Annotated in this window: 32 protein-coding genes; 21 read left to right on the top strand and 11 right to left on the bottom strand. The window is 38.6% G+C overall.

What is annotated here, in order from left to right; genetic code table 11:
• Positions 1-131: 131 nt before the first annotated feature.
• Together ACE1B6_RS17050 and ACE1B6_RS17045 are read right to left on the bottom strand one after the other, a co-directional pair.
• The gene (locus ACE1B6_RS17050; RefSeq protein WP_413258451.1) at positions 132-965 is read right to left on the bottom strand and encodes a cyanophycinase; all 834 of its coding nucleotides are present in this window, start codon (positions 963-965) and stop codon (positions 132-134) included.
• A 285-nt stretch (positions 966-1,250) separates the two neighbouring features.
• Positions 1,251-1,460: a hypothetical protein gene (locus ACE1B6_RS17045; RefSeq protein WP_413258450.1), complete on the bottom strand. Its 210-nt coding sequence runs from the start codon at positions 1,458-1,460 to the stop codon at positions 1,251-1,253.
• 299 nt (positions 1,461-1,759) lie between these two features.
• Here ACE1B6_RS17045 and ACE1B6_RS17040 point away from each other — a divergent pair, with 299 nt between their 5' ends.
• Both ACE1B6_RS17040 and ACE1B6_RS17035 read left to right on the top strand, forming a co-directional pair.
• Positions 1,760-3,670: an ATP-binding protein gene (locus ACE1B6_RS17040; protein WP_413258449.1), complete on the top strand. Its 1,911-nt coding sequence runs from the start codon at positions 1,760-1,762 to the stop codon at positions 3,668-3,670.
• Between the two features lie 115 nt (positions 3,671-3,785).
• A complete protein-coding gene (locus ACE1B6_RS17035) occupies positions 3,786-4,019 on the top strand; it encodes a hypothetical protein (protein ID WP_413258448.1) in 234 nt (77 codons plus the stop codon).
• Between the two features lie 34 nt (positions 4,020-4,053).
• Here the strand turns inward: ACE1B6_RS17035 and ACE1B6_RS17030 are convergent, their stop codons facing one another.
• From ACE1B6_RS17030 to glpX, 3 genes are all read right to left on the bottom strand, one after another.
• Entirely contained in the window at positions 4,054-7,101 is a 3,048-nt protein-coding gene (locus ACE1B6_RS17030) for a UPF0182 family protein (protein ID WP_413258447.1), read from the bottom strand.
• A gap of 407 nt (positions 7,102-7,508) precedes the next feature.
• Positions 7,509-8,804 (bottom strand): glutamyl-tRNA reductase, encoded by a 1,296-nt coding sequence (locus ACE1B6_RS17025; RefSeq protein ID WP_413258446.1) that lies wholly within the window; start codon positions 8,802-8,804, stop codon positions 7,509-7,511.
• Between the two features lie 308 nt (positions 8,805-9,112).
• Entirely contained in the window at positions 9,113-10,150 is a 1,038-nt protein-coding gene (gene glpX / locus ACE1B6_RS17020) for a class II fructose-bisphosphatase (RefSeq protein ID WP_413258445.1), read from the bottom strand.
• Between the two features lie 360 nt (positions 10,151-10,510).
• Between glpX and ACE1B6_RS17015 the strand changes: the two genes are divergently transcribed.
• The 18 genes from ACE1B6_RS17015 (at position 10,511) to ACE1B6_RS16930 (ending at position 18,926) form a co-directional block, all read left to right on the top strand.
• Positions 10,511-11,149, top strand: a complete 639-nt coding sequence (locus ACE1B6_RS17015; RefSeq protein ID WP_413258444.1) for a peroxiredoxin — start codon at positions 10,511-10,513, stop codon at positions 11,147-11,149.
• A 97-nt stretch (positions 11,150-11,246) separates the two neighbouring features.
• Positions 11,247-11,561 (top strand): glutaredoxin 3, encoded by a 315-nt coding sequence (grxC, locus tag ACE1B6_RS17010; protein WP_413258443.1) that lies wholly within the window; start codon positions 11,247-11,249, stop codon positions 11,559-11,561.
• Positions 11,562-11,581: 20 nt separating this feature from the next.
• On the top strand, positions 11,582-12,052 hold the full coding sequence (gene tadA, locus ACE1B6_RS17005) for a tRNA adenosine(34) deaminase TadA (protein WP_413258442.1): 471 nt from the start codon (positions 11,582-11,584) through the stop codon (positions 12,050-12,052).
• 203 nt (positions 12,053-12,255) lie between these two features.
• A complete protein-coding gene (locus tag ACE1B6_RS17000; protein WP_413258441.1) occupies positions 12,256-12,981 on the top strand; it encodes a lysophospholipid acyltransferase family protein in 726 nt (241 codons plus the stop codon).
• A 642-nt stretch (positions 12,982-13,623) separates the two neighbouring features.
• Complete coding sequence (locus tag ACE1B6_RS16995; protein ID WP_459563045.1) at positions 13,624-14,106, top strand: hypothetical protein; 483 nt, start codon at positions 13,624-13,626, stop codon at positions 14,104-14,106.
• 74 nt (positions 14,107-14,180) lie between these two features.
• Positions 14,181-14,417, top strand: coding sequence for a BolA family protein (locus ACE1B6_RS16990; RefSeq protein WP_413258440.1), 237 nt, complete (start codon positions 14,181-14,183; stop codon positions 14,415-14,417).
• 161 nt (positions 14,418-14,578) lie between these two features.
• The gene (gene grxD / locus ACE1B6_RS16985; RefSeq protein WP_413258439.1) at positions 14,579-14,902 is read left to right on the top strand and encodes a Grx4 family monothiol glutaredoxin; all 324 of its coding nucleotides are present in this window, start codon (positions 14,579-14,581) and stop codon (positions 14,900-14,902) included.
• A 291-nt stretch (positions 14,903-15,193) separates the two neighbouring features.
• Positions 15,194-15,448: a hypothetical protein gene (locus tag ACE1B6_RS16980; protein ID WP_413258438.1), complete on the top strand. Its 255-nt coding sequence runs from the start codon at positions 15,194-15,196 to the stop codon at positions 15,446-15,448.
• Positions 15,427-15,846: a type II toxin-antitoxin system VapC family toxin gene (locus tag ACE1B6_RS16975; protein ID WP_413258437.1), complete on the top strand. Its 420-nt coding sequence runs from the start codon at positions 15,427-15,429 to the stop codon at positions 15,844-15,846. The genes ACE1B6_RS16980 and ACE1B6_RS16975 overlap by 22 nt, the downstream gene beginning before the upstream one ends.
• A 123-nt stretch (positions 15,847-15,969) precedes the next feature.
• On the top strand, positions 15,970-16,188 hold the full coding sequence (locus ACE1B6_RS16970; RefSeq protein ID WP_413258436.1) for a hypothetical protein: 219 nt from the start codon (positions 15,970-15,972) through the stop codon (positions 16,186-16,188).
• Positions 16,189-16,191: 3 nt separating this feature from the next.
• A complete protein-coding gene (locus ACE1B6_RS16965; RefSeq protein ID WP_413258435.1) occupies positions 16,192-16,554 on the top strand; it encodes a DUF6972 family protein in 363 nt (120 codons plus the stop codon).
• Positions 16,514-16,771 carry a hypothetical protein gene (locus tag ACE1B6_RS16960; protein WP_413258434.1) on the top strand — a complete coding sequence of 86 codons (258 nt, stop codon included), beginning with the start codon at positions 16,514-16,516 and terminating at the stop codon, positions 16,769-16,771. The genes ACE1B6_RS16965 and ACE1B6_RS16960 overlap by 41 nt, the downstream gene beginning before the upstream one ends.
• Before the next feature lie 51 nt (positions 16,772-16,822).
• A complete protein-coding gene (locus ACE1B6_RS16955) occupies positions 16,823-16,987 on the top strand; it encodes a hypothetical protein (protein WP_413258433.1) in 165 nt (54 codons plus the stop codon).
• Between the two features lie 186 nt (positions 16,988-17,173).
• A complete protein-coding gene (locus ACE1B6_RS16950; RefSeq protein WP_413258432.1) occupies positions 17,174-17,647 on the top strand; it encodes a hypothetical protein in 474 nt (157 codons plus the stop codon).
• The gene (locus tag ACE1B6_RS16945) at positions 17,640-18,077 is read left to right on the top strand and encodes a DUF7689 domain-containing protein (RefSeq protein WP_413258431.1); all 438 of its coding nucleotides are present in this window, start codon (positions 17,640-17,642) and stop codon (positions 18,075-18,077) included. The genes ACE1B6_RS16950 and ACE1B6_RS16945 overlap by 8 nt, the downstream gene beginning before the upstream one ends.
• A gap of 56 nt (positions 18,078-18,133) precedes the next feature.
• Positions 18,134-18,298, top strand: coding sequence for a hypothetical protein (locus tag ACE1B6_RS16940; RefSeq protein WP_413258430.1), 165 nt, complete (start codon positions 18,134-18,136; stop codon positions 18,296-18,298).
• A 62-nt stretch (positions 18,299-18,360) separates the two neighbouring features.
• Positions 18,361-18,621, top strand: a complete 261-nt coding sequence (locus ACE1B6_RS16935; RefSeq protein ID WP_413258429.1) for a type II toxin-antitoxin system ParD family antitoxin — start codon at positions 18,361-18,363, stop codon at positions 18,619-18,621.
• Between the two features lie 29 nt (positions 18,622-18,650).
• Positions 18,651-18,926: a type II toxin-antitoxin system RelE/ParE family toxin gene (locus ACE1B6_RS16930; RefSeq protein WP_413258428.1), complete on the top strand. Its 276-nt coding sequence runs from the start codon at positions 18,651-18,653 to the stop codon at positions 18,924-18,926.
• Between the two features lie 76 nt (positions 18,927-19,002).
• Here the strand turns inward: ACE1B6_RS16930 and ACE1B6_RS16925 are convergent, their stop codons facing one another.
• The 5 genes from ACE1B6_RS16925 to ACE1B6_RS16905 form a co-directional block, all read right to left on the bottom strand.
• Complete coding sequence (locus ACE1B6_RS16925; protein WP_413258427.1) at positions 19,003-19,821, bottom strand: hypothetical protein; 819 nt, start codon at positions 19,819-19,821, stop codon at positions 19,003-19,005.
• 73 nt (positions 19,822-19,894) lie between these two features.
• Positions 19,895-20,212: a ParB N-terminal domain-containing protein gene (locus ACE1B6_RS16920; RefSeq protein ID WP_413258426.1), complete on the bottom strand. Its 318-nt coding sequence runs from the start codon at positions 20,210-20,212 to the stop codon at positions 19,895-19,897.
• Positions 20,213-20,234: 22 nt separating this feature from the next.
• A complete protein-coding gene (locus ACE1B6_RS16915; protein WP_413258425.1) occupies positions 20,235-21,044 on the bottom strand; it encodes a CFI-box-CTERM domain-containing protein in 810 nt (269 codons plus the stop codon).
• Between the two features lie 182 nt (positions 21,045-21,226).
• The gene (locus ACE1B6_RS16910; protein WP_413258424.1) at positions 21,227-21,688 is read right to left on the bottom strand and encodes a GIY-YIG nuclease family protein; all 462 of its coding nucleotides are present in this window, start codon (positions 21,686-21,688) and stop codon (positions 21,227-21,229) included.
• Positions 21,689-21,732: 44 nt separating this feature from the next.
• Positions 21,733-21,987, bottom strand: coding sequence for a hypothetical protein (locus ACE1B6_RS16905; RefSeq protein WP_413258423.1), 255 nt, complete (start codon positions 21,985-21,987; stop codon positions 21,733-21,735).
• 157 nt (positions 21,988-22,144) lie between these two features.
• Between ACE1B6_RS16905 and ACE1B6_RS16900 the strand changes: the two genes are divergently transcribed.
• Positions 22,145-23,536: an NB-ARC domain-containing protein gene (locus tag ACE1B6_RS16900; RefSeq protein WP_413258422.1), complete on the top strand. Its 1,392-nt coding sequence runs from the start codon at positions 22,145-22,147 to the stop codon at positions 23,534-23,536.
• 88 nt (positions 23,537-23,624) lie between these two features.
• Here ACE1B6_RS16900 and ACE1B6_RS16895 read toward each other — a convergent pair whose 3' ends face one another.
• Positions 23,625-24,302: a Uma2 family endonuclease gene (locus tag ACE1B6_RS16895; RefSeq protein ID WP_413258421.1), complete on the bottom strand. Its 678-nt coding sequence runs from the start codon at positions 24,300-24,302 to the stop codon at positions 23,625-23,627.
• Positions 24,303-24,315 lie beyond the last annotated feature (13 nt).

Below are 24,315 nucleotides of genomic sequence, written 5' to 3'. Positions count from 1 at the left end.
TGGAAAGGGATTAGGGACTGGGGATTAGGGACTGGGGACTAGGGACTAGGAAAAGTAGAAAACTCTAAGGGAAGAAAGGGTAAAGTAAGGTGAAATTTAATTCCCCCCTCTGCCCCCCTGCCCCTCTGCCCCTACGCAGCGGCTAAGGGTTGAATGATGCGTTCTAAAATTGGTTTTCTGTTCTTCAAATCATAGCGATAACCGTCAGGAAGAATGTGCAATTTAGCGCCACAAATTGCCATTGGTTCATCCTTCAAAAGATTATCTACATTGCTGTGAGTAATCTCCGCAACATCAACAATTGTTACAGAACCACTGCCCACTACTTCAATTACATTTTGGTTAACTACTATTGCTGTATCTTCATCAATTCCAAATCCTAAAACAGCAGGTTGCTGTGCTAATGCTGCAATTAAACGCCCTAAACGTCCCCGTTGAGAAAAATGTTGATCGATAACAATTCCGGGTAAAAATCCCATTCCAGGGCCCATTTCTACAACTTCTGCACGCGGATTTGTCTTAGAATCTCCTTCCACAATCATCACATCAGGCATTACTGCTGCCCCGGCACTAGTACCCGCAATTACAGCACCTTCAGCGTAACGTTTGTGAATTAAAGTATCGAGTTCAGTATCTTTAATGATACTCGTAATTCGCGATTGATCGCCACCAGTAAAAAATATACCAGTAGCCTTTCCTACTGCTTCTAAATATGTCGATGAACTAGCGTCATCTCTAGTTACAGTGTCAATAATCCGAACATCTTCTGTGCCTAAACGTTCAAATATTTTTGTGTAATCTTCTCCTACTTCTCTGGGTAATTCTGTGGCTGCCGTCATAATAATAATTCGGGCTTTTGTACCTCCCGCACGGCGCACAAATTCCCGAAGTACCTTACAATCTCCGTCCTTTTCTTCGGCACCACCAATTATTATTAATTGCCCAGGTTCTTGATTGTCAGCCATATAAACTCACTTTTTAAAATTAGTAAATTTGGAAGTAGTTTAAGTAAAACATGGTTATTTAATTAGTTGAAACAGCCGTTTGGTAGATATTTATACAGAATGAAATTCTAAAGTGTGATATCCTCTACTTCTTAAAGCTTATACTCTCAGAGAGATGAAAAATAAAAGAGTAAAAGTGTAAAATATTCTGAGGTAGTTGGCGAAGTTATTTATTTCTTTGCAAAACAAAAGCTCCTAATTCAAGGTATGAATCAGGAGAAAGAAATTTATATTTGTTGCTTAATTTTAGCAACAGTTCCTAACTTGATTTTGGATTAATTTGCTTAAAAAAGAACGAGCCTTTTCTAATGGGAGATGTCTAGGTTTACCTTGGTAAACAATTTGATATTCATCGTTATATTCCCCATCTCCATAACCCGAAATCAAGTTGAGGTGAAAAGCTTTTTCAGCTAGTTGATGAACTTCTTCTCTTAGAGGAGTTTTGGTGACAGTCACTTTACTGTCCTCCTAAAATGTGATCTTATTTACATTTAATTTAAGTTGTTGTTTTAGCAAAGACATCTTTCTCAAGGGATAGCTTTTAACGCCGAAGTTTACAGTATTTATTAGTAAGCATAAAACTAAATCATTCTAAATGTTGAGGTAAAAAAGAGTTTTTAAACTAATTTTTGAGGCGAAGAACAATAATGTTTGGATAGATTAGAGAATACTGACTATAGATAGAAGAAAATTTCCCCAAAACAAACTAACCTAGATTGATACCAGAGGAGCCTATTCTACCAAAGGAGAGAGTAATGGTCAGGGAAAGAATTAATGACGATCCCAGAATTAATGCTAGAGAAAAAGACGCATTTGACATTTTTAACATTAAGTACTATTTAGGGCCTAATCCATATTTAAGTACAGGAGCGATCGTTTTTGATTTCGATCTTACCGGAGATCTGGAACCTCTAACTATTGAAGATTATGTAACAGAGATTAGCAAATTTTGCCCACAACTAAAAGATAGAAATTATGAAATTTACGGGCATTTATTAGCTGAAACAATCATGGAAGTAGGTAAATTGCAGATGGGCTTACACCCCAAAGAATGGAGCGTTAATTCATATAAAAACTATCAAATAATTGCCATAGAAACTATCCATGCCCGGACTACCAAAGCAGTAATTTATTTTGTTTGGGATTGGTTAGAAGCTATTACCCAAAATGACGACTTCCTATTTCACAAAAAGTTTAAATCTCTGCAAGAAATGTTTCGTGCCTCAGTTTATGGAGGCCCGACAGTTTATTCTTTATTCCGCACGGCAACGGAAAAAGGAATTCCCGTATTTTACTTGTGGGATGAAGGATTAATGCAGTATGGTTATGGGAAAAAATTAGTGCGGGGAGTGGCGACAACCTTTGACCATGATAGCCATTTAGACTCTGATTTTACTACTCGTAAAGATGACTGTAAGGCTTTTTTACATACCCTTGGTTTTCCCGTACCAAAAGGTGAAATTGTTGGCACTTTTCGAGGTGCTTTAGATGCCGCTGATATCGTTGGTTATCCAGTAGCAGTTAAGCCAGTTGTGGGTCATAAAGGAATTGGGGTAACAGCAAATGTCCAAAATGGTGAGGAATTAGAACACGCTTTTAATCGGGCTTTAAAAGCTATTCCTCCGACTCAACCTGTAGATATTATTGTTGAGAAAAGCTATAAAGGCTCGGATTTTCGCTTACTTTGTGTCAATGGTAAATTTGTTGCTGCTACTGAACGTCGTCCCGCTTGGGTAGTTGGGGATGGAAATTCGACTATTTCCGAATTAATTAGTAAGGAAAATGCTAAAACCGAACGCTTAGATACTCCGACTTCACCAATGGGAAAAATTCAAGTTGATGATGCAATGGAGATGTTTTTGGCTGAACAAAACTTGTCAATGGATAGTGTAATTGCAGCAGAAAAAATTGTTTATTTGCGTAAAGTTGCTAATCTTTCTGCTGGTGGAGTTAGTATAGATGCTACGGCTTCAGTTCACCCTGATAATATTATTTTGGCTCAGGATATTGCCCAGCATTTCCGGTTAGTTTGCATGGGGATTGATGTGATTGCTGAAAGTCTGGCGGAGTCTTGGAAAGCTGGGAATTTTGCGATTCTGGAAATTAACTCAGCACCGGGAATTTTCATGCACTTAAATCCGGCTTTTGGAGAAAGTGTAGATGTGCCATCTTTTATTATTGAAACTTTCTTTAAGAATGCGGATGAGGCGAGAATTCCGATTATTACTTTTAACCGAATTTCGCTGAAAGAGTTGGAAGATACGATCGATCACATTCTCTTAAAATATCCTAATTGGACGATCGGTGCAATTTGCCGTGAAGGGGTATTTGTGAACCGTTCCGAAAAAGTTATGCACAAAGATTACAATACAAACGTGCAAAGTTTATTACGTAATCCTAAGCTGGATTTACTGATAGCTGAATATTGCGAAGATATCTTAGAAAGAGATGGAATGTTTTACCAAGGTAGCAACATTCTGGTTTTAGATAATCCCACTGCAACCGAAAAAACTTTAATGGGAAATGTCTACGAAGACGCTACCGTAGTGGAAAAACAAGGAGATAATATTTCAATTCGCCGTCAAGGTTGGATGGAAAATTACCAACTCAGACCAGATGAACCTTTTACACCAGTTTACCTCAAACAAATTGGAGTGCTTTTGTAAAACTCTTGCTATTTTCGGTACGTTGTTGCGCTTCAGCGCCAGACTTAGTTTTGAAGCACAACAACGTACTTTAGTCCTGTAAAATAAACAAGGAACTATGAACAATAAATAAACAATGCGTTGTGCAATTTCGAGTAGTGCTGGTCAAATTTTAGCGAGAGGTCGTTTGTTAATCCAGAAGGATGAAAATAACGAACAAAGGTTGACTTTTGTGAGCGATCGCGGAAAATTAGTTAGTGGGGGAATAGTCGGTGAAGATGGGGAACTAACTGCCGCTAGCGAAGAATTATTTCGCGGATTTTTTGCTGCTTGGGGAGTAAGTGGTGTGACACTGATTATCAGCAAGTAAAGAAAGAAATCTAATTTCTTCATTACTCAGCATTTTATGGTGCTAAAGGCGGTAAAGGTTCTGGTGGAATATTTTCCACCGGACGAACAATAGGTGCGGGAGTTGCTGGTAAAGGTTGGAAAATTGCATCAAGTGCTTTTTCTAAAGTTTCTGCCATCACAATGCGGTCTTCATAAACAACAATTACCCGCACTAAAGTTGGTACGCTATTTTGTTCTGCTTCTAAATAAAGTGGTTCTACATAAAGTAGCGATCGTTCAATGGGAATAATTAACAAATTACCTTGAATTGCCTTTGAACCTTGACGATTCCATAGAGAAATTTGCTGAGAAATTACCGGATCTTGGTTAATTAAAGCTTCAATTTGTTCTGGCCCAAAAACTAACTGTTGTTTGGGGAATTGATAGAGTAATAAATTACCATATTCTGCACCATCAGAACGACCTGCCAACCAAGCAATTAAGTTGGTTCTAGCTGTAGGTGTAAAAGGAAGTAATAAAATAAATTCTTCCTCTCTAGCGGTGGGCAATTTCATGATCAAATAATAAGGTTGAACTGATTGTGGTTGACCTCCATAAATTTCTGTAGGAATTTTCCACAAATCTTCCCGGTTATAAAAAACTCTGGGATCTGTCATGTGATAGGCGCGTAGTCTTTCCGATTGAATGCTATAAATATCGATCGGATACCGAATATGAGTCCGCAGTGCCGCAGACATCGTATACAGCGGTTGAAACATTTTCGGAAAGATTGCATTTAAGCTTTTAATAATTGGATCGTCGGGATCGGCAACATAAAAATTGACATCACCATTGTAAGCATCAACTACTACTTTTACCGAGTTTCTAATATAGTTAAATTTCGTCTCTCCGGGGTCAGAATAGGGATAGCGATCGCTAGTTGTATAAGCATCGATAATCCAGTACAAATGGTTTTTGACACTCTTGGTTAATTCTGGTTCTTCAGGAGTATTTGTTACTACTAAATAAGGCGCTCGATCGTAATTTAAAAAAGGTGCGATCGCTCGTACTCTATCATTAATATTTCGGCGAAATAAGACCTTACTTTCCTCTGTAATATTCCTCGTTAATAACATTTGCCAATCATTCAAATATTTGGCAAATGCCCATTTTCGCCACCAAACATTAAGTCTAATTCCCCCTAAACCATCGTAAGTGTTATAAACGTTCTCATCTCCGCTAGGATAATCAAACTCTTTAATTTGGGTATTAGTCATCACATAAGTATTCGCAATTTCTCCATAATAAATTCGCGGGTTGTCAGTAGGAATACTGTAACGAATAAAGGGATCTGATGTTTGTAAATTCCCGCTATTTGTCTCCGTACCGATATCCTTGACGAAGTAATATGGTAATCCTCCCGGTGCCGCTATATTAACCGGACTCATGGTAAATCCATAACCATGAGTATAAACTAAATGTTTATTTACCCAGGTTTTTGCCGGGTCGGGAACATCATTATAATCTAACTCTCTAGCAGCTAGAATTACCTGTCTTTTTTCAGTTTCTTTGGGTAGTGTAGTTGCTAAAGTGTAGCGATCGATATCTGCACTCGGAAATCTATAATAAGGTCGAAATTGTTGTAATTGTCGGTTAGCATCTAAAAGCGGACGAGTATCCCAAAGGCGAATATTCCGAATTGTTTCATCATTATTGACAATATCAGTTGCACTTAATCCACCTTGAGGAAAAAAGGTTCTTACTTCAACTTTGTCTAGTTGAAATGCCTGTCTAGTTAATCTAATATTATTTTCAATAAAAGGTCTTTCCCTGGTTACTTCGTTAGGTTGAACTACTAATTTTTGGACAACTTCAGGAAAGATAAACGACAAGACAAATAAGCTGGAAAAAAGTAACAGCGCCCCTGTAGAAATTAAAAAATATCTACTGCGTTTTCCTTGCTGATTTTTTCTCAGTTTGGCAGTTTCGGGGAAAATCGATCGCCAAAGTAGTAAAAACGCGATCGCAATTGCCAACAAACTCAGCAAAGTATAAATTGGTAACTGCACTGTTACATCAGTAAAACTCGCGCCGTAAACCACCCCTTGAGTTGAATATAATAATTCGTAACGTCGCAACCAATAACTATAAGCTACGCACAGCATGACTGCGCCGCCAAGTAACAATAAATGGTTTTGTTGCGCCTTATTAAACCCAGGAAATTTCCCTTCGCTTATGCTATTTCCTGATAGTAAATAAATTAAAGCAACAGCTGCAAAACCAAAGCCAAATAACGCTACTAGCCAAAATTCTAATAGTTCCCAAATCGGTAAACCAAAAATATAAAAACCAATATCGCGATTAAATAAAGGATCGGTCATTTGAAAACTTTGCGCTTGGAAATACTCTAAAAACTTGATCCATTGCGCCGATAAAACCATTCCCAAACTCAAACTGATTAGAATGGCGATCGCTTTTAAAACCACTCTAGGTTTTATAATAATTAATAGGGAAACTATCGGCAGCAAAATTAACTGCCAATTAGTTGAATTTTGCCACCTTTGCCAAACTGTCGATACATCAAAATGCGCCGGAAGTGTCGTAGTTACAGCAGTAACATCTACATTTGGTTGCCAATATTCGATCGCAACTGTAATATAATGAAAAAGTAATAATCCAACTAATAAACTTAAGCCAATTGTGCAAGTTAACAGCAAACGTAAACCCAAACTAAAACTTCTTTCCTCACTTTCAATTTTATATTTAGTCGCTAAGGGAGGTTTTCTTACTTCAGGAAGCGAGTAATTAGACGTAACATTTAGAACAGGTTTTCTTAGTTCCCCAAATGAAGAATTAGGCTTAGGATTAAGATGACGTTCCGCAATATTTAAATTAAACAGCAAAAAGCCTACAGAAAAAAGAGCGATCGTCCACAAACCCACCTGAGTTACTAACCTAATCCAAAAAGCAGGTTGAAAATCAACTTCCGCAAACCATAAAGCCTCTGCTATTAGCCGAGACAATAACTCAACACCCAACCACAAACCCAATAACCATAAAATTACTTGGGTAAATCTGTGAAAAATGCGATCGAACTTTTGCTTTCCAGTGTTAGATTGCATTACTTTGCAGCCCAATAACTCGAATTATTTACTATTGTAATTAAAATTTTCTCCCCTGCCCCTGTACGATCCAATTAGTAGGGTGCGTCAGAACCTAAAACCCTGATGTTGTCGATCAGATTTATGGTCTGACGCACCCTACAACTCGAATTATTTACTATTGTAATTAAAATTTTCTCCCCTGCCTCTGTACGATCCAATTAGTAGGGTGCGTCAGAACCTAAAACCCTGATGTTGTCGATCAGATTTATGGTCTGACGCACCCTACAACTACAACTAAAATTCTCTCCCCTACCTTGTATCTCTATCCTAAAAACTATTTTAGATTTTAGATTTCCGATTTTCTTAACAAAAACCCGAAACCTAAAATCTAAAATTACTTGGTAACAACTAACTGACAGCTTCAGCTATATTGCTTCCCCAGATTGAGTTTCGGTGCTCAAATTAAACAGCACTTGCAAAGATTGCATAGCTCTGCGTCTCGCCTCAATATCCTGTTGGGCGCGTAATTGTACCATTGGATCGTGGAGAATTTTATTCACAATTCCCCTAGTCAACGCTTCAATTACTTCCTGATGTCTTTCCGCGAATTCAGTACCCAAACGAGAGAGAGCTTTTTCTAACTCTTGAGTCCGAATCGTTTCCATTTTATCGCGCAAACAGCTAATAGTAGAAACAGTTTCCAAACTGCGCCACCACATATCAAAAGCAGCAACTTCTTCCTCTAAAAGTGCTTCCGCTTCTTGCGCCATTTGTCTGCGACTTTCCTGATTTTGAGCTACAACAGCCTTCAAATCATCCACATTAAAAGCATGAACATGGGAAATTTCATTAACATCAGCAGCCACGTTGCGCGGTACAGAAATATCGAACAACATTAAAGAACGACTATCATCTAAAACCGCCTCTAACTTAGAGCGATTCAAAATTGGTTCAGTTGCAGAAGTGCTAGTAAAAACAATATCAGCAGACGCAATAGCCGACATCATTTCTGATAGCGGATGTAACTGAATTTCCACTTCCGAAAACTGTTTAGCTAACTCTTGGGCACGTTGCATAGAGCGATTCACAATGCAAATTTGTGTAGCTCCTTTGCTGATTAAATGTTGTACCAAAAGGCGCGACATTTTCCCAGCACCCAAAATAGTTACCCGACTGGTAGTTAAACAAGAAACTTTGATTTGTGCTAATTCCACAGCAGCGGAGCTAATGGAGACAGCGCCAGTACCGATGTTAGTTTCTGTACGAACTCGCTTACCAGCAGTAAGCGCCGCTTTCAGCAATTGATTTAAAATTCGTCCAACACCTTTGTATTGTTGACAAACTTTGTGGGTGTTTTTGACTTGAGCGAGAATTTGTCCTTCTCCCAAGACTAAGCTATCTAACCCAGCCGATACCCGCATTAAGTGCATGACAGCATCTTCATGCAACAAAATGAACAGGTGTCGCCTCAGTTCACCCAGATGTAACTTGCTGTAGTCTGAGAGAAACTGACGCACTTCAGAAATCCCTTGTTCGGTTTCTGAGAGTACCACGTAAATTTCCAGACGGTTACAAGTGCTGAGGATCGCAACTTCTTCAATATGAGGATAATTTTTCAGTTGCGCGATCGCACTTTCCGTCTGTGCTTCGGGAATGCTCAGTTTTTCACGAATTTCAACTGGTGCTGTTTTGTGACTAAGCCCTACTACTGCAATATTCATTTGCTAATGGTTAATTGCTAACGGCTAATTGTTAATTTGCTAGTTGGTAATTGGCTGATATTCTTATCTATTATCCATTACTGATTACCAATTACCTACTATTTTAAAAAAATCAAGGCAGCTGGAAAATCAGGCAAGAAAACCTGAATATGTTACAAGAAAAAAGAGAAATAGGTAAAGTTTAGAAAAGAATCTTTACCTTTACCCTTCTCCTCATGACTCTAAGACATCAGAAAATCAGGAAAGACAACAAGAAAAGAGAAAAAACTATTTCCCATTCCCCGTTCCCCGTTCCCTTTCTCGATCGCTTATTTCAATTGCAAACTCTTGGGATTATCGAATAAGTGAATGGTATCCACAAAACGAGCCGTCTTCGACTGAGTAGAAATAACCAAGCTTTGAGTTCTTGCGCCGCCGTGGAAGAAACGAACTCCTTCCATTAAAGTTCCCGGAGTAATACCGCAAGCCGCAAACAACACAGTGTCCCCAGAAGCTAGTTCATCAGCGTTATAAACCTTGTCAGGGTCATTAATTCCCATTTCCTGCAAACGGGCAATGTTACCTTCCCTACTTTCACCAATTAAACCAGTTTTCACAACTTCTGGATCGTAAATCAGCTGTCCTTGGAAGTGTCCACCCAAGCAGCGCATCGCCGCCGCAGAAATTACGCCTTCTGGTGCTGCACCAATACCCATCAAACAGTGAATGTTGGTTCCTGAAAAAGCACAAGAAATAGCCGCAGAAACATCACCATCGCTAATTAAACGAACTCTTGCGCCTGCGTTGCGAATTTCCTGAATTAATTCCTTGTGACGGGGACGATCCATCACCACCACTACTAATTCTTCGATCGAACGGCTCATGCACTCCGAGAGAATTTTCAGGTTTTCTGTAGCTGACTTATTAATATCTACATGACCAGCCGCCACCGCAGGAGCAGCTAACTTCTTCATATAGAAGTCAGGCGCAGCAAATAAACCACCTTTTTCCGAAATTGCTAGTACCGCCATCGAGCCTGGTTGTCCATAGGCTACTAAGTTAGTACCTTCGCAGGGGTCAACAGCGATATCAATTTCTACTAATTCATCAGGGTTACAAAAATCTTTGGCATCTTCACGGGTGCAAATACCCACTTCCTCACCAATGTAAAGCATGGGGGCTTCATCGCGTTCCCCTTCTCCGATGACAATGCGACCCCGCATATGTATCTTGTTCATCCGTTCCCGCATGGCTTCTACAGCCACTTCGTCAGCGGTGTTTTTCTCTCCTTTCCCCATCCAGTGAGAAGAAGCGATCGCCGCTTGTTCAACAACTTCAATAATCTCTAATCCGAGCGTACTTTCCAACACGGGGTCTGTCCTCCCAAGGCTTAACTAGGCAATATTTCGTCTGGCTCTAACAGTTTTCAAGTCTATCAGAGCGTGGATACCTCTGCTGAACCGTCTTTATAATACCTGTGTAAAGTTTTGCTGCTAAAGCCTGGTTGACCGTTGACTCTTACACCCCAAAGGTGTTGTTGCTATTATTCCAATGCAGGCAGGTAAACAATTACACATAGCAGCCTCTCAGCCGAAAAATTGTACCTCAAGTTACAAAATGCTCAGCAAAACATTAAAATATCTAAAAACCGATCGGAAAAGTCGGGTTTTTATGGCATGATTGCAAAGTAAATGATTTTAGCGGTTTCAGCGCAGAGGAAACCTATTATGGCGCTTAGACTAGGCGACACCGTTCCCAACTTTACTCAAGCTTCTAGCGAAGGCGAGATCGACTTTTATAACTGGGCTGGAGACAGCTGGGTTGTTCTGTTCTCTCACCCCGCAGATTATACACCTGTTTGCACCACTGAATTAGGCGAAGTCGCCCGTCTCAAACCAGAGTTCGACAAGCGCAACGTAAAAGTACTAGCGTTGAGCGTGGATGATGTAGAATCTCACAAAGGCTGGATTGGCGACATCGAAGAAACTCAAAGCGTAAAACTGAATTATCCCATTCTGGCAGATCCAGATAAGAAAGTTTCAGACCTTTACGACATGATTCACCCCAATGCTACCAACACGGTAACAGTTCGCACAGTTTTTATTATTGACCCCCAAAAGAAACTGCGTTTGAGCTTTACCTATCCTCCCAGCACTGGACGAAATTTTGATGAAATTTTGCGGGTAATTGACTCTTTGCAACTGACAGATAATTACAGTGTGGCGACACCTGCAAACTGGAAAGATGGCGAAGATGTTGTGATTGTGCCATCTTTGAAAGATCCTGAAGTTTTGAAAGAGAAATTCCCTAAAGGTTACGAAGAAGTGAAACCTTATTTGCGGATGACTCCACAACCGAACAAATAGTTTAGTTTTTTGTTTGGTGAAAATTTGTCATAATTCCTTTGTAGGGTGAGCAATGCTCACCTGATTTTTTATAGATGCTATTTTTAGGTACAATAAAATGCTCGACTTTCTGAATCCAATTTTAGGACGACACCCAGAACGCATGAAAGCCAATGTAGAAATTTACACCTGGCAAACTTGTCCTTTCTGCATTCGTGCCAAAATGTTGCTGTGGTGGAAAGGTGTAAATTACACGGAGTATAAAATTGATGGTAACGAAGAAGCGAGAAACAAAATGGCAGAACGTGCTAACGGACGCAGAACTGTTCCCCAAATATTTATTAATAGCGAACACCTTGGCGGATGTGACGATATTTACAAATTAGATAGTGAAGCCAAATTAGACCCATTATTAATGCAACCAAGCATTTAATTACCGATTTTCCCTGCTAAATGATTTCATTAAACTACGAAATGCACCAAAGATGGATGAGTCGCGCCATTGCACTCGCCCAAGCAGCAGGAGAAGCAGGAGAAGTGCCTGTGGGTGCGGTGATTGTTGACGGAGATGGTAATTTATTAGCAGAGGCAGAAAACCGCAAGGAACGGGATAAAGACCCTACTGCTCATGCGGAAATTATTGCCTTAAGAACAGCGGGAAAAGTTTTGCAAAATTGGCATTTGAACCAATGTACTTTGTACGTTACTCTGGAACCCTGTCCGATGTGTGCGGGTGCGATCGTCCAAGCTAGATTAAAAATGCTAGTTTATGGCGCAGACGATCCCAAAACTGGTGCAGTGCGTACAGTTGCGAACATTCCTGATAGCGCCTGTTCTAATCATCGCTTATCTGTACTTGGGGGAATTCTTGAATCTCCCTGTCGTCAACAGCTACAATCTTGGTTTCAGCAAAAAAGGAAGTAGCCAGAAATCAAAAACAGAGTAAAAGTACCAGCACATCCTCTAAAAGACAGAAGATTTCTCTTTAAAGTCAATCGAAAATCCAAAATCCAAAATCTAAAATCGAATGACACCCTTTTAAGTGTCCCTAAACACCAGACAATTTAGCCAGAAAACTTTACGGTGGAAATTAGGATGCTTAAATATAATTACTAGCCATCTTTTGTATGATGACTCAAGTTGATTCCCCCTCACGTTCTTTGACAACCATAAAATCGACCAATCTTACTTCTAAAGTTTCTCCTTGGGTAGCTTCTTTGGCTTATCCCATCGGACGATTTATTGTGCTTCCAATTTATTTTGGGAAAATTTCTGTCACAGGTCAGGAAAATCTTCCTCAACAAGGGCCAGTAATCATCGCTCCTACTCATCGTTCTCGTTGGGACCCAATCATGCTAGGCTATGCCGCAGGAAGAGATGTTACTGGTCGAGATCTGCATTTTATGGTTTCTGCCAATGAAATGTTAGGAATTCAAGGCTGGTTTATTCGGCGTTTGGGAGGTTTTCCGGTAGATACAGACCATCCAGGAATTAGCAGCATCCGTCACGGAGTAGAATTGCTCCAAAATGAAAAAGTGTTGGTGATGTTTCCTGAAGGGAATATTTTTCGGGAAAACTACATTCAGCCACTTAAACCTGGTTTTGCGCGGATCGCATTGCAAGCAGAGGCAAGTAAGTGTAATTTGGGAATTAATGTGGTTCCGATCGCGATCGAGTACAGTCAACAAGTCCCCCACCGCGGCTGCAATATTACCATTAACATCGGTTCTCCCCTCAAAGTCGCTGATTATCGAGGCGATAATGTCAAACGTAGTGCCCAGCAGTTAACAGAAGATTTGCAAACTTCCCTAAAAAGACTTTATGAATGCCCTCTTAATCAAAGCCTTGGTTAAACATAACAATTTTTTATCATTACCAAACCAAATTGTTCATCCAGTTACACTTAAATCCCCACCTTATTTGTCCAGGTAATGTTAATATACTCCGAAGTTAATATCCATCCTAGATTTCTGCAAAGAAAAAAAGCTGAGTTCATGGTTTTTCCTGCAACTGTTCGCTTCTTTCGCTTTAGCGGTTTGACTTCTCTGGCACTTATGGCAGCTTTTAGTTTGCCTTTATCAGTAAGTGCCCAAACAGAATCAGAACAACCCGCTATTCCCGCATCCCCTACCCAAGCTCAACCTTTGGAAGGGACAGATGCCAACCAATTACGTCCTCTAAGTCAAGATAACAGTTTACTGAGCTTGCCGGGAGGAGAACGACTAATGGCTGAGGCTAGTAGTGCAGCTTCTGCCCAAAATTATGACTTAGCAGTGAAGAAACTTCAAGAAGCTCGGCAAGTTTTTAACCAGTTGTCTAATTTTTATCAAGAATTGGCGGCTAGTTTTTCGGGAATTGACAACCGGATTTCGGATAACCTGAGAAACAATGCGGTAGAGACTGCCCAAAAACGGGATGAAGCTACCTATCAATTAGCTTTGGTACATCAGGCGCAAAATAAGCCAGAATTAGCTGTGCCTTTGCTGGTACAAGTTATTCGTTCCCAAAATCCAACGCGAGAGTTAGGAAAAAAGGCTTATGAATCACTAACTGTAAGTCAAGAGAACACTGTTTTAAGCTTGTCAGGTGGACAAGCACTAATGGCTGAGGCTAGTAGTGCTGTTTCTGACCAAAATTATGATTTAGCAGTGAAGAAACTTCAAGAAGCTCGTCAGGTTTTTAACCAGTTATCTAATTTTTATCAAGAATTGGCGGCTAGTTTTTCGGGAATTGACAATAAGATTGCGGATAGCCAACGCAAAAATGCGGTAGAGACTGCCCAAAAGCGGGATGAAGCTACCTATCAATTAGCTTTGGTACATCGGGTGCAAAATAAGCCAGAATTAGCTGTGCCTTTGTTGGTACAAATTATTCGATCGCAAAATCCCACCAGAGATTTAGGTAAAAAAGCTTACCAGCAATTATTTGAATTGGGCTTTGTGGATTCTCCTTATCCGAGAAGGAGTAGCGATCGCTAATCTACTCGATCGACTCAATAATTAATTTACACTAAAAACAAACTGTCAAATTTTTGTTACGTAAGAGGAATGGAATGATTAGCCCAGAACAGGTGAAGGCGATGATTGTGGCAGAAATGCCTGATGCCCAAGTGGAAGTGCAAGATTTAACTGGTGGTGGAGATCACTATCAGGTAAGTGTGATTTCTTCCATGTTTGCAGGTAAAGGGCTAGTTCAGCAACATCAAATGGTTTATGGTGTGTTGAAAGAAGCTATGTCTTCTGAGGCTATCCACGCCCTAGCACTGAAAACTTCTACCCCAAAATCTTAAACTGTAGCTTGGATTGCTTGACCAAGCAGGATGTTATCGATACACTAACAAAGTTAGGGTAATAATTTACATCCTCTTGGGCGCAAATCTGCTCCAAGTTGTCACATTTTAATTAAAGCGATCGCAATTAGCCCGACTCTGCAAGAATCTACGAAACAACTATGACACCAGAACTCAAAGAACGGATTGATAAGTTAGTTAAAGAAAATAAAGTTTTAGTATTTATGAAGGGCAGTAAACTCATGCCCCAGTGCGGTTTCTCCAACAATGTGGTGCAAATTCTCAACACATTAGCAGTACCTTATGAAACCGTAGATGTATTATCGGATGCCGAAATTCGTCAAGGGATTAAGGAATATTCCAACTGGCCCACTATTCCCCAAGTATACATTGATGGTGAGTTCATTGGTGGCTCAGATATCATGATTGAGCTTTACCAAAAAGGTGAATTACAACAAAAAGTAGAAGTTGCTCTGGCATCTTAATTCTGTGCTGAATTAACTCAGTATTCCCTTTAACTAACTGGGTTTTAATTTAAAAAAACGTCTACAAGCATTTACTAAAAGTTTTGCCTCGTAGACGTTTTTATTTTTAATTACCGCTAGAAATTCGTAGGGTGCGTTAACGCCAGTGTAACGCACCATTCCACTAAAGATATAAGCAAAAGCTGTATCGCATAAAAGCAGAAAATTAGGGTGCGATGTGCAATCTTGGCAAGCTACGCCAATGTCAGAATATATAATTAACTAAGAGTTAAAAATACTAACCCAAAGTCTATGGCTGTTTATCAAGATGTACTTAGTCAAGTTGAAAGTCTCACAGCTGATGAACAATTGCAACTATTAGAAGATTTGGCGGCGCTGGTGCGTCAAAGGGTGACATCCGATCGGCAACAAGTGTCAGAATTAACCTCCGATCCATTAGTCGGTTTGTTTGCTGGATCGATCGATTTAGCTACAAAATCAGAAGATATTTTACAACAAGAAATTACTGAAAAATCTGGGTGGACATGGAAAGAAAACCACCTATAGTTGATACGGGTTTTATTGTAGCTTTAGTTAACCGTACAGATACAATGCACGGGAATGTTACTAGGGTGTATTCACAACAGAAACAGATTTTGTTACTACAAACAGTATTAACTGAAGTTGCTTATTTGGTGGGACGTGAAGCTGGTGTAGCGACAGTTGTAGCTTTCTTAAGAGGATTATCTGCAAGTCGATTTCATTTAGTAGCTTTAACAGATGCAGATTTATTGCGTGCCGCAGAAATTTTGGATGAATATAGTGATAGTCGAGTTGATTTTGTTGATGCAACTGTTATGACTGTGGCAGAACGTTTTAGCAGTACGAAGATATTAACTTTAGATCAACGCGATTTTAGATTATTTCGACCTCGACATTGTAAGAGTTTTGAGATTTTGCCTTGAGTTTAATGAAGGGCGATATGCCTACGGCAGGCTACATCTACGCACTTTTGGGTCAGTAGCTAATAAATTTGAAAAATGCTATTCTAGCTATTACAATTGCATTTTAAGGAACTATTTAAAATAATGAGTAATTGTTTACTGGCTAGAAGTGTATATGTGGTAACTTCTGATATTTGTGACTATGAAGTAAGACGGGGGTTGCTATTAGTTTCTTTGACTAATCCAACAGTTCAAGGTATACAAAATCTAGATAATCTTCCAGCCGTAATTGACTTTTTACCGCTAACTCAAATGGTAAGATTAAAAATTACTACAGTGACGAAAAAGCTAAATTTTTCTTAATACATGACTGGTATTAAACGTGAAATAACGCCAGATCCTAGAATTAGTTTGTTTGATAGACATCTTCCTGATACAAACCAAGTTAGACGACTACTCAAAAAAGAGGGAAAAGCTCATGTATTTAAAGACCGAATCACTATGGAAATGGTGATAAAATCCATTAAGGAAAGGGGAGAAAGAACGGGGATTGAAGATGAAAATGATGACTATGAGCGTTATGGATTGTACTTTTCTGAGCCGATAGGATATCAAATTAGGGCTGATGGCAGTAATATTCCGCTTGATTACGCAGAAATAAAAATTATTAAAGGAACAGATCTTTATCATGTTATCCCACGTACCAGACCTCGCCGTACAAGTCAGTAATTGGCAATTTTTAGAATTATGGGTAGACCCGATAGTTTTTCCGCCACGAATTTTAATGTTAGTGAGTGATAACGATGGCAAATGCGGTGTCTACGATCCAAGTGCTAATTATCAATTGAAGTTTTCTAGTTTAACTTATGATGAGGCACATTCTTGGCTATTGGAAGATGATTATGAAAGGGTTGATGGTAGGTTATTAGCTGAGGAAGTAATGTGATCTTCTGTTATTAGGACTAGGAAAAATTATTGATCGCTTGGAAAGATTGCAATGAAAAAATTACCAGATGAACGGGAATTGCTGGAACTGCTGGAAATGGCAAAAACTTTTGAGCAGCAAATTAGAGAACAGTGCGAACAAGCTAAAGTAATTTACGATCGATGTGAAAAAGAAATCGGTAAAATCAGCAAATCAAGTGTTCAGAAGACTTGTTGACTGTTAAAGAGATTAAAAATGCGATCGCTTTTTCCAAAAAAGATGGGGATGTGCGATCGCGCAGCGATGCGTAGCATTATCGCTTTTTCCAGAAAAGATGGGGATGCGCGATATGCCTCCGGTAGGCTACACTAAGGCAAGAATATATAATAAACTAAAAGTTAAAATCATAATTATGTAAATCCGATGAATACTATCACAATTGCAATTTCAGATGAGCGCCTGCGGCTGCTACAAAAAATTGCCGATCGCCTGAATGTATCGATAGAAGATTTGCTTTTAATGAGCTTAGAAAAGTTGCTGGCACAATCAGAATATTCCCAGCCAGATATCAGAAAAATTTCCGAATTAGATCCAGAGGTAGTTAATAAGTTTTATACTCTTGCTAAACAATGGGAAAATGAAGTTGCTGGAATGTCTTCTACTTCTAAAATGTCTCAGCATCCTTGTTATCAAGAAATTATTAATATGGGAACTAAAATTGTGCCATTGTTGTTATTAGAACTAAAAAAAAATCCCCTTTATTGGTTAACAGCTTTGAGTACAATTACGGGTGAAAATCCTATAGAACCAGCACAAAGAGGAAGAGTTAAGCAAATGGCATCAGCTTGGATTGAATGGGGCAAAAACAAAGGGTACGCGATCGAAGAAAATGTATAGAAGACCCGATCTAGAAATTAAATGGCCGAAGTTGTCGAGATCTGGTTATCAAGTTACCAGTCCAAAATCAGAGGAATATAATTGTTTTGCATGGGCTGTGGAGGAAAACGATCGCTGGTGGCAACCTATACCGGGAGAGCAATTTTATTGGCCTGATGGCGTTCCTCAAGAGGAGACTTTAGAAGCTTATGTTCAAGCTTATCTAACGCTAGGATATGAACGCGCTGGTAATGAAATATTAGAAACTGGATATCAGAAAATAGCTATATATGTTGACTTGGATGGTATTCCCACTCATGCAGCCAGACAATTACCTAATGGGAAGTGGACAAGTAAACTTGGCTGGCTAGAAGATATTGAACACGAACTTGATGGATTAACAGGGGAAATGTACGGAACTGTCGCTCAAATTCTCAAACGTCCCTTCTAGTTTAATTCTGCTAATCCTATAAATGAGTAGTTAAGTTTTTAGATGCAAAGATTGCAATGAAGAAATTACCAGAGGAACGGGAATTGCTGGAACTGCTGCAAATGGCAAAAACTTTTGAACAGCAAATTACAGAACAGTGCGAACAAGCTAAGGTAATCTACGATCGATGTGAAAAACAAATTGGAGAAATCAGCAAATCAAGTGTTCAGAAGACTTGTTGACTGGACTATAAGGTTTATTTTCTATGCTAAAATTCAAGTGCATAGCAAACGAAAAGAAATTTATGAATATCTTATTAACACCAGAGTTAGAAGAATTCGTTAACAAGCAAGTAGAGAGCGGAAAATATCAAGACGGTCTAGCAGTGATTCGAGAAGCATTGCAACTGTTAGAAGAACGGCAGCAAATCTACAAAGGGCGTTTTGAGGAATTGAAAAGGGAAGTGATGATTGGAGTAGAACAACTGGAACGGGGAGAAAAAATAGATGGGGAAACAGCAATGAGACAATTAACGGAAGAAATTACCCAAAGATCTAAAAAGTAATGGCATCTTATAGTATTTCAATCTAAGCTTTGCAAGACTTGAGAGATATAGTTGCTTTTAAAGAACAATATAGTTCTAAGGCAGCACTTAACATAGTTGAGAAAATCACCCAAAAATTCCAAACTTTAGCAAAATTTCCTAGTATAGGTAAACCTCGATCCGATCTGGTAACTGGGATACGAAGTTTTCCGGTAGAAGATTACTTAATATTTTACTTCCCTACTGAAGCAGGAATTGAGATAGCGCGAGTAGTGAGTGGATATCGGGACTTAGAGGCACTTTTTGTGGAAGTTGATGATAGCTGAGAGGGAAGGAGACGATCGCTTTTTCCAGAAAAGATGGGGATGTGCGATCGCAGCTAAAACGCTAGATTTACCAATTTTAATCTTCTTCAAACTTAAATTTTTGTCCTGCTTCATCACATAGAACAATCCTGCGTCCACCTTTCCGTCGAATAACAACTTTTAATCCATTTCCTTCAATATGAACTCTTGTTCCATTTCTTTCCACAGCATTTGAAGCCCACTCAAAGTTACTACGCAAAATTTTGATTTGGCTTTCAATAACTCTACTAAATTCTTCAGTTTTTATACCTTTTTGTGCTGCTTGAGAACCATGAGGAATAAATTCTATATCTGAAGTGTCTATACCGCTTATATTTTGTGCGCGAATGGGATTCATACAACTCGCGCTGTAATACATTGGGAATGAAAGTTTAGAATTTCCGTGTTTAAATACACATTCTGCTCTCCATCCATCTTGCCAATCATTAAACTTTATTTCTCTTTCGTTTCCTTGTGGGAGAAGAATGCGAACTGAGCCTTTAATTTTACCGGGAGTACATTTTTCTACTTTGATTAGCTGGTAAGATGGTAAGGCTCGTTGTGTAGCTTTTTCAAAAGCCTTTAAAATTTTTTGAGATGAAGAGTTAGGGCTAGGTAATTCCTCTTCAGTTAAAAAAGAAGCCTCTTGATCGTTTAGATCGATATTTTTTAAATAGTCATACCATTTTTTTGTTAATTTAATTTCTTCTGCTTGAGAAATGATGTTTTCAGCTGTTTTCAGTTCTTGAATAATTGAGTATAAATCTTTTAATTTCCTGTATAATTCTTTATTCTGCCGCCTTAAAAGTACAATAACACCTATAAGAGTTAGTACGCTAACTAAAAAAGTTATATTTACAATATTTATGTATTCCATAGTTTTTCACTACCTAAAAGAAAGCGATCGCTATTTTTTAATTCTCCCCCAATTCTTGCCGCTAACAGGGTACTTAAGTTAAGTAAAGCACCTGCTGAAATTTGTCAAAATCTTTTTTTAAATCTTCATCAGTCAAAAACTCTCCTCCATCTCGCCTTTCTATAACAGGAACAGTTTTTGTTTCAGTGTATCCATTTTTTTGGCAAGCAGCTATAGCTCTATGGTTTCCATCAATAATTAAGTATCGTCCTTTAAAATAGTAAACTTCTATGGGTCTCCATGAGGGAGGATATCCCCCGGCGTAAAGATAGGTTTCTGCCATTTTTCTAACTTTACTCTTATCAATTGCGTCAGGATGAATACACCATAAACTACAAGGGTTCATTTCCATAAATATACCTCTTCTTAAATTTTTAATTACGCATCCAATTGGCTAAACGTTCTAGTTGCTTTCTCACAAAGCTTTTGATTGCTGGCTGTTTTTCCACATATTTAGCTATGCTAGGACTAATCTGGTAGTAGAGGTTAACTAGCTGTTTACCAACAGGATTAGTTAAGAGTTTTTCATCTCGGAAATTGCGGAATGTATCTATGTCTGGGTGCTTGGAAGTTGAGTAAGCTGCTGTGGCAATAAAGCAAGAGCTACTAGAACTACTAATACTAACTCCTCTAGATGGCAAAAGACATCTTCTATAGGAGCAACATTCATCAAAATTTGAACGCAGTTCTGTAAATATGGGATCGGTAAATATAGGATCATCCGCATTATCAGCAACTGGAAATAGGTTGTCTAAAACTTCTCTAGATGTAGATGCAATCAATGGACTTTCTGTATAAAGCGATTCTATTGCTTTACTGAGATTTTTATACGCAATAAATTGTTGGCGATTTAACTTGTTTTCATATTCGGCTATAGTAGTTACTATTTCTTCAAAATTTTTTTGAAAAATTAAGGATTTATAAGGTTCGTTGAGCACAATATAACACTTTTTGACTTCATCGACTAAGCCCAAAAGCATAAAAAGTAGAGATATTTCATCTTGTATATAAACCGTAGAATTATAGTCGGCTTCATACATCTTAAGAGTACCTTTAAACCAATTTAAAGCAAAATTATATTCTTTAAGAGCCTTCTCGTAGTATCCGGCTTCTTGATAGTGTTTACCTTCTTCAAAGCATTTTGCGGATTGGTTTAGATCGTAACATTGCATTATAGTACCCATGTTTATACTCCCATTGTTAATTATTTAATAGCAAATTAGTAAATTCTAAATATCGATCGTCTAACCTTTAAGATTCCCTTTATTTTTGTAGGTTAGTACTAAACAAACTGTAACTGGTAGGTTTAATGAAGCGATCGCCTACTCTTAATCCTCTCCCTGTATTGCTGCTACTTGATAGTTGATTAATCTTCTCTTTCTACAAGATCGCTTTCTCGTAAACCAGGTGGAAGTTTAGAAACTTTTCCCCTAATCAAGTTGCCAATAGGTTCTCTGCCGTCTATATAAATAGCTTCCATTACTTCCGCTGCTTCTTTCCCAGGAAGTTCCAGAAAAGCAAAATACAGCGCATTCAACATTTGAGTTGCTCCACCTGAACCTGGTGGTTTCTTGGGTATATCCTTTCTGTCTTCTAAAATTGCCTTTATCACATGATTTCCTTTTTCATCAAAGTGTTTTTTCAACCTTCTATAAATCTTTGTTGAAGACATTCCAATATACTGAACACTAAAAGTTCCATCCGTTCTCTTAATAGCAATTGCATAAACGCCGGGTTTATCTGGAGCATACCTGTCTAATGGTCGAGTATTTATTTCTCCCCTACTATCAAACTCGCATTCGTACCAATCACTCCATTGCCATTCCATTTCTTTTCGTTCCTTCTCATTAAACTTTTATTGCTTATAGTTAGCTACCAGCGAGGTTGTTCACCATCTTTATACGAAATATTGTATTTCTCAAAGAGAGTTTTGGCTCTATCGAGAATTTCTTGATATCCTAAATAGTCCTCTCCAAGAGCATCATGTAATTTACGTCTTTCACTGGACGTTAAGTGTAAATCTCTGACTACACTATCTACGTCTTTTTTAGCTGATGCACGATTTTGTTTTCGCGCACCATACTTTTCTTCCTCTTCGTATTCATAATCATCATCGTTGTTTGACATTTTATTTTTACCTGTACTTAGCAGTCATCTTTTTTACAACTTATGTCAAAATTTAGGTTGTGTCAGTCAGAATTGTCGGAAACTTTATGGGTCAAATTTGTCAGAAATGCCGGAAATGTCGGCTACAATAAGGGAAAGCGTAGCATCTCCTTGATTTATGGACATCTCGGAAATCCTAGAACTTGCAGACGAACTAGTTTTCGTCAAAACAGGACAACACTTAGATTATCTGCAAAAATCTATACTGCGGGGTACTCTAAAAGGTCAGAAATATTGGAAAATTGCAGAAGAAACTCATTCCAGTGAAGGTCACGTTAGAGATGTTGGTTCAAAGTTATGGAAAATATTATCTGAAGGCTTAGGAGAAGATATTACTAAAGCGAATTTTCGAGCGATATTAGAGAAGGCGAAAATTTATAGAAATAATATTTCATCAGCTATTGTTGGCGAAACTATTACAGTTAATACCCTTAATATTTGTCGAGAAAATTCCCGATCGGACACCCCCAAACCACAAACCGAACAAACCCCAACACAACCGCACATCAACTTAGGCGACGCACCGGAAATTTTCAGTTTTTTCGATCGCACAATCCAACTAACCACCCTAGAAACCTGGATCTTACAACAACACTCCCGCCTCATCGCAATTTTAGGAATCAGTGGAATTGGCAAAACCACCCTTTCACTAAAACTAATAGAACAAATAAAACACAACTTTGAATACATCATTTATCGCAGTCTGCGCTTTTCCCCAACCCTTGAAACAACCCTCACCAACCTACTACAAATCTTTGCGCCAAAAACAGAAACACCCCAAAACATTGAAACCCAACTTTCCCAACTTATCAACTACCTCCGCCAGCATCGTTGTTTAATCATCCTTGATGATGTACATACCCTTTTCAGCAGCAAACAACTTGCTGGACAATATCAAACTGGTTATGAAAATTATCACTTATTTTTTCAATTAATTACCCAAGTTACTCATCAGAGTTGTTTGATAGTAAACTCTTGGGAAAAACCTAGAGAAGTAGTTCAATTAAAAAAAGAAAATAATATTATCCATTGTTTATTGTTGGAAGGTTTAGGAGAAGCAGCTAAAGAAATCCTCAGAGTACAAGAATTATTAGATGAAGATTATTGGCAAAGTTTGATTGAGCAATATCAAGGTAATCCCCTTTGGTTAGAATTGACTTCTGATTTAATTAAAGACTTATTTGCCGGAAGAGTTTCCGAGTTTTTGCAATGGGATACTCTGATTTTAAGCGAAACTTTGCAAGCACAATTAGACCAACAATTTCAGCGTCTAACAGCACAAGAAATTTTTGTAATGATTCAGTTGGCTAAGGAAAATGAACCTGTTTGTTTAGCACATTTCATCAAAAAGTTAGACTTACCAACTTCAGAATTACTCAATGCGATGCAATCATTGGGAATGCGTTTGTTATTGGATGTGAAAGAATGCGATCGGACAAGGTTATTTAGTTTAAATCCAGTGTTGAAACAGTATATTAAAAATCGATATACGGAAACAAAAATTAACTAGTTTAATCTTTATCGGTAATTAGTCTTCAATTTTAATCAGAGGTAGATAAAGTCATATTCTTCATTTTTTTGGATAGTTTAACGATTTTCTATTTCTGCTGACTGAGCCAATCTTCAAATTCTAGTAAGGCTTGACTAGTGCCAATTTGTTTTGCTCTTTCTATCGCTTTGGGAATTATCTCTCGAATCGCTAAATTGGGAAAGGTGGGACTAGTTTCAGATTCAATGTAGCGATCGCCCTGCAACAAACTAATCTTAAGTTTACCTGAATCATAAATCCAAATTTCCGGTACTTTAATAGCAAGATAAGCTTGAGTTCGAGTTTTAGAAGTTACATCACTTTCGATCGCGCCAGCGATGCGTAGCATTATCGCTAAATCAGGCGGTGGATCGATGTTTAAATCAATCCGATCCTTTCCAATTACTGCCTGTTGATTTTGAATATAAAAACATTCATCAGGCTCAATTCCTGCTACCTCTTCCCGTTTGAAAGTGCTCGATCCCAGAGGTTCCCAATTGCGTCGCTGCGATCGCAATATCGCTTTCACCAAATCAGCAATGACGATCTTTGTGCGTTCATGTTCTGGCAATGGAACCATGATTTCTAGTTTTCCTTCGCTGTAAGCAATTCGCGAGTTTCGCCGTTCACCTAACTCCGCCAAAATCTCTGCAAATTCTTGCCAAGTTACCTCTTTGAGCGTCGCAATACTGCCTGGGGCTAGTTCCATCTGGCTAACGGGCTTAACAACAGGGGTGGCGATCGTCATAGCAGTTAAACTC

Origin of the sequence: Floridaenema fluviatile BLCC-F154 (genome assembly GCF_041929135.1) — a bacterium.
GTDB classification, from domain to species: domain Bacteria; phylum Cyanobacteriota; class Cyanobacteriia; order Cyanobacteriales; family Aerosakkonemataceae; genus Floridanema; species Floridanema fluviatile.
The sequence above is the reverse complement of the archived record's forward strand: the minus strand, read 5'-3'. Positions and strand labels throughout refer to the sequence as shown.